The 5729-nt window shown below is 68.4% G+C and carries 6 protein-coding genes; all 6 read left to right on the top strand.

From position 1 onward, the window contains the following. Positions 1-304: amidohydrolase family protein (locus VG899_17020; protein HWA68067.1), on the top strand; the 304-nt coding region annotated here is incomplete at its 5' end. 46 nt (positions 305-350) lie between these two features. Next, entirely contained in the window at positions 351-1574 is a 1224-nt protein-coding gene (locus VG899_17025) for a CoA transferase (protein ID HWA68068.1), read from the top strand. Then, entirely contained in the window at positions 1529-2782 is a 1254-nt protein-coding gene (locus VG899_17030) for a cytochrome P450 (protein HWA68069.1), read from the top strand. The genes VG899_17025 and VG899_17030 overlap by 46 nt, the downstream gene beginning before the upstream one ends. A gap of 10 nt (positions 2783-2792) precedes the next feature. Next, positions 2793-3602, top strand: a complete 810-nt coding sequence (locus VG899_17035) for an SDR family oxidoreductase (GenBank protein HWA68070.1) — start codon at positions 2793-2795, stop codon at positions 3600-3602. Beyond that, the gene (locus VG899_17040; GenBank protein ID HWA68071.1) at positions 3599-4510 is read left to right on the top strand and encodes an LLM class F420-dependent oxidoreductase; all 912 of its coding nucleotides are present in this window, start codon (positions 3599-3601) and stop codon (positions 4508-4510) included. Before VG899_17035 ends, VG899_17040 begins: the two co-directional genes overlap by 4 nt. A 29-nt stretch (positions 4511-4539) precedes the next feature. Then, on the top strand, positions 4540-5729 hold a 1190-nt coding region (locus VG899_17045; GenBank protein HWA68072.1), incomplete at its 3' end, for an aldehyde dehydrogenase family protein.

Consider the following 5729-nt stretch of genomic DNA (forward strand, 5'->3'; position numbering starts at 1 on the left):
CCTGTTCGAGAACCTCTCCAGCGTCTACAAGAAGATGCCGCAGGAGTTCCCGGAGAACCCGATCGAGGCGTTCAAGCGCTGCATCTACATCAGCCCGTTCTGGGAGGACAACTTCCTCGACATCGTGAAGCTGGTCGGCGCGGACCGCGTGGTGTTCGGCTCGGACTGGCCGCACCCCGAGGGCCTCAAGGACCCGATCACCTACGTCGACGACCTCGAGGGGCTGTCCCAGTCGGACATCGAGCTGATCATGGGCGGCAACATGTGCGACCTGTTCAAGATCAAGGTGCCCGTCAGCGCCTAGCGCGCTCGTCAAAGAACCCAGACACCCGCACAAAGGGGGCAAGTCGTTGAACGACGTCCTGGCCGGCGTCAAGGTGGTCGAGGTTGCCGCCTGGACCTTCGTTCCCGCGGCAGGCGCGGTGCTCGCAGAGTGGGGTGCCGACGTCATCAAGGTCGAGCCCAAGGACGGCGGCGACCCGCAGCGCGGCCTGATCACCATGGGTCTGGTGCCGGCCGGCAAGGGCGGCGTCAACTACATGATCGAGATGCCCAACCGCGGCAAGAAGTCGATCGGCATCGACCTGGCGACCGAGGGGGGCAAGGAGGTCCTCTACAAGCTGGTCGAGAACGCTGACGTCTTCGTCACCAACTATCTGCCGAAGGTTCGCAAGAAGCTCGGCATCGACCTCGAGGACATCCGCAAGGTCAACCCGAAGATCATCTTCGTCCGTGGCTCGGCGTACGGCCCGAACGGTCCCGGCGCGGACAAGCCCGGGTACGACGGCGTGTCGTACTGGTCCCGGGGCGGCGTCGGCCAGCAGCTGACGCTCAGCGTTCCCGACGCCGACTCGATCGTCGCGCCGCGCCCGGCCTTCGGTGACGTGATGGGCGGCATGACGATCGCGGGCGGCATCGTCGCCGCGCTGTACAAGAAGCTCAAGACGGGTGAGCCGTCGGTCGTCGACGTCTCGCTGCTCGGCCTCGCCGCCTGGAACCTCAGCCCCGATGTCACGAGCTCCAAGCTCTACGACAAGGACCCGATCCCCAAGTTCGACCGCAAGCAGGCGCCCAACGCCCTCGTCGGCAACTACAAGACCAAGGACGGCCGCTTCATCACGCTGATGATGTTGCAGGGGGACAAGTTCTTCCCGGAGTTCTGCAACGTGATCGGCCGGCCGGAACTCGTCACCGACGAGCGGTTCGCCGAGCCGATGAACCGGTTCACCAACCGCGCCGAGCTGATCGCGATCCTCGACGAGGAGTTCGCGGGTCGGACGTTCGAGGAGTGGATCGCCGCTCTCGAGCCGCTGTCCGGCGCGTGGGGCCCGGTGCAGTCGGCCTACGAGCTGCACGACGACCCGGACGTCATCGCCAACGGCTACATCCCGCTGGTCACCTCGATGCAGGGCGCGAAGTTCGCCATGCCGGTCAACCCGGTCCAGTTCGACGAGCAGCAGGTCGTCCCGCCGGGCGCCCCCGAGCACGGGCAGCACACCGAGGAGATCCTGCTCGACGCGGGCGTGGCATGGGAGCAGATCGAGAAGTACAAGGAACAGGGAGCGATCCTTTGACTCAGACGGCCGCCCCCGTCGAGTTCGACCCGTTCTCCGACGACTTCTACAACGCGCCGTGGGAGACCTACCGGCGGATGCGCGACGAGGCGCCGGTCTACTACAACGACAAGTACGACTTCTACGCGATCACCCGTCACGCAGACGTGCTCGCGGCGTACCGCGACACCGAGACGTTTTCCTCGGCCCGCGGCATCGATCTCGGGATGGTGCTGACCGGTACGGCGCCGCCGGTCCCGCTGGTGATCCTGATGGATCCGCCGGAGCACCGGACGATGCGCAGCCTGGTCAACCGGGTCTTCACGCCGAAGGCGGTCGGCAAGCTCGAGCCGATGGTGCGCGAGACGATCACGCGGTTCCTGTCGCAGTGTGACCCGGCCGGCTTCGACGTCGTACAGGACTTCTCGGCGCTGTTCCCAGTCGAGATCATCACGACGATGCTCGGTGTCGAGCCGCAGCACCGCCAGCAGATCCGGCACTGGATCGACAAGAGCCTCGAGCGCGAGCCGGGCTCGATCCACATGACGGCCGAGGGCGTCGAGGCCGGCATCGCGGGCGGGCTGTTCTACTTCGAGCTGATCCAGCAGCGTCGCGCCGATCCCAGGGACGACATGATCAGCGCGCTGATCGAGGCGCGCGTGCAGCGCGAGGACGGCACCGAGGCGGCGCTCGACGACGCCGAGATCGCCGGCTTCTGCAGTTTGCTCGGCGGCGCGGGCGCGGAGACCGTGACCAAGCTGATCGGCAACGCGGCCGTCGTGTTCTCGGAGAACCCGGACGTGTGGGAGCGGCTGAAGAACGACCGCGACCTCATCCCGGCGGCGGTCGAGGAGCTGCTGCGCTACGAGGCGCCCGCGCAGTACATGGTGCGCTGGACCGAGCGGGAGATCACTCTGCACGGCGTGACGATTCCCAAGGGCAAGGCCGTGATGATCGTGCCGGCTGCCGCCAACCGGGACGAGCGCGCGTTCGCCAACCCCGACGTCTTCGACATCGACCGGCCCCGCGAGGAGGCGGTCAACGTCGGTTTCGGTTACGGCATTCACAGCTGCCTCGGCGCCGCGCTCGCGCGGATGGAGAGCCGGATCGCGCTGGACATGCTGTTGGACTTCATGCCGCACTACGAGGTCGATCGCAACGGGCTTTCGCGGGTGGCGATGACCAACGTCTCCGGCTGGCACAACGTGCCGGTCAAGGTCCTGCAGTAACCAGCGGCTGATGCCGATCGACCCGAGCCAGGTCCGGCTCGACGGCCGGGTCGCGGTCGTGACGGGCGGCGGGTCGGGAATCGGGCGCGGAATCGCCGCGGGCTTCGTCGCGTTCGGTGCGAAGGTCGCGATCTGGGAGCGCACGGCCGAGACGTGCGCTGCCGCCGCCGAGGAGATCGGCGCGCTCGGCCTGACCACCGACGTCCGCGAGGCCGACCAGGTCGACGCGGCGCTCGCCCGCACCGTCGCGGAGCTCGGCACGCCGACGATCCTGGTCAACAACGCCGGCGGAGTGTTCGCCTCGCCGCTGCTGGAGACCTCAGAGAACGGCTGGGACGCGCTCTACCGTGCGAACCTGCGCCACGTGTTCCTCTGCACCCAGCGCGTCGCGCGGGCGATGGTCGCGGCCGGCGTCGGCGGCAGCGTCATCTCGATCCCGTCCATCGAGGGCGTGCGCGCCGCGCCCGGCTACGCGGCGTACGCGGCGGCCAAAGCGGGCGTCATCAACTACACCAAGACGGCCGCCCTCGAGCTCGCGCCGCACGGCATCCGGGTCAACGCGTTGGCGCCCGACTTCACGCTGACCGAGGGGCTGCGGGCGGTCGCGCACGACGGCGTCCTCGACGGGATGAGCAACATGGTCCCGATGGGTCGCGCCGGTCATGTCGACGAGATGGCGGGCGCTGCGGTGTTCCTTGCCTCGCCGCTCTCGGCGTACATCACCGGTCAGACCATCCACGTCGACGGCGGCACGCAGGCGGCCGGCGGCTGGTACCACCACCCCGAGACCGGGGTCTACACGTTGGGGCCGGCGAAGTGAAGTACTGGGTGACGTATCCGCTGATCGCGCACCCGTACGACCCGGCGTTCGTGACGAAGGACGCGCTGACCCGGTTCGCGCAGACGGCGGAGAAGGTGGGCTACTCCGGGATCGCGTTCACCGACCACCCGGCGCCGTCGGACCGATGGCTCAAGCAGGGTGGACACGACGCGCTGGACCCGTTCGCGGCGCTGTCGTTCATCGCCGCGGTGACCGAGACGATCCGGCTGATCCCGAACATCGTCGTCCTGCCGTATCGCAACCCCTTCATCGTCGCCAAGGCGGTCGCGACGATCGACGCCCTGTCCAACGGGCGCTTCACGCTGTCGACGGCGGTCGGCTACTCGAAGTCGGAGTACCGCGCGCTCGGGGTGGACTACGACTCGCGCAACGACCTGTTCGACGAGGCCATCGCGGTGTTGAAGGGCATCTGGACGCAGGACGACTTCGCCTTCGATGGCGCCAACTTTTCCGCCGTCGGACAGACCGCGAACCCCAAGCCCGCCAACGTCCCGATCTGGGTCGGCGGGAACAGCGCCCGGGCGCGGACGCGGGTGGCGGAGTTCGGCGACGGGTGGAACCCGTTCCCGGCGCCGAAGAGCCTGGCGGGAGCGGCGAAGACCGTCGTCCTCGAGACCGCCGAGGATCTCGCGCGGCTGCTCGACGACCTGTGGCGCAAGGTCGACGCGGCTGGCCGCGACCGTGCCGCGATCGACGTCTCGTTCGGTACGCCGAAGGGCGGGACGCCGGGCAAGGCGTCGTTCAACGCGGCCGAACACCTCGACGGGGTGGCCGAGCTGGCCGAGCTGGGCGTGACCTGGGTCGCGACCGGCGTACCGGGGGACTCCCTCGCGCACGCGCTCGAAACCCTCGAACAGTACGGTGCTGAAGTAATCAACGCAGGCTGACTCGGGCTGCAGACACAAAGGGGAATGGCATGGCGGACGGACAGACCGGCGAGCGCCGGCTCTACATCAACGGCGAGCTGCGCGAGGCGTCGTCCGGCGCGACGTTCGACAACATCAACCCGACCACCGAGGAGAGCCTCGGGGTGGTTGCGGACGGCACGGCTGAGGACATGGACGCCGCCATCGCCGCGGCCCGCAACGCCTTCGACAACACCTCCTGGGCGACCGACCATGCCTTCCGGGCGAAGTGCCTTCGCCAGCTGCACGAGGCGCTCGTCGCCGAGCAGGAGGACATCCGCCAGGAGCTGATCGCCGAGGTCGGGGCGCCGCTGCTCATCACCTACGGACCTCAGCTGGACGCGCCGCTGCAGGACGGCCTGCTGTGGCCGGCGGCCCGCGCGGAGTCCTTCGAGTGGGAGCGCGACCTCGGGGTGGCCGAGGTGTTCGGCTCGCGCTCGCGTCGCTTCGTCACCAAGGAGCCGGCGGGTGTCGTCGGCGCGATCACGCCGTGGAACTTCCCGTTCGAGATCACGATCAACAAGCTCGGCCAGGCACTGGCGACCGGGAACACGGTCGTCCTCAAGCCCGCCCCTGACACCCCGTGGAGCGGCACCCGCTGGGGCCGGGTGATCGCTGAGAAGACCGACATCCCGGCGGGGGTGGTCAACGTCGTCACCTCCTCGGACCACATGCTCGGCGAGCAGCTGGTCACCGACCCGCGGGTCGACCTGATCTCCTTCACCGGCTCGACCGCGACCGGCAAGCGGATCATGGAGAAGGGCTCGGCCACGCTGAAGCGGCTCTTCCTCGAGCTCGGCGGCAAGAGCGCGAACATCATGCTCGACGACGCGGACTTCGCGGCGAACCTCGCGATGGCATCCCTGACGGTGTGCACCCACGCCGGCCAGGGCTGCGCGATGCCGACCCGCATGCTCCTGCCGCGCTCCCGCTACGACGAGGGCCTCGAGCTCGTCCACGAGAGCTTCAAGACCATCGGCTACGGCGACCCGGCGGACGCCAACAACTTCATGGGGCCGCAGATCAGCCAGAAGCAGCGGGAGCGCGTGCTCGGGCTGATCGAGACCGGCGTCAAGGAAGGCGCCCGCCTCGTCATCGGCGGCGGCAAGCCGGCGCACCTGCCCAAGGGTTGGTTCGTCGAGCCGACCGTGTTCGCCGACGTCGACAACTCGATGACGATCGCGCAGCAGGAGATCTTCGG

The sequence above is a fragment of the Mycobacteriales bacterium genome, from assembly GCA_035550055.1.
Lineage (GTDB): Bacteria > Actinomycetota > Actinomycetes > JAFAQI01 > JAFAQI01 > DASZTV01.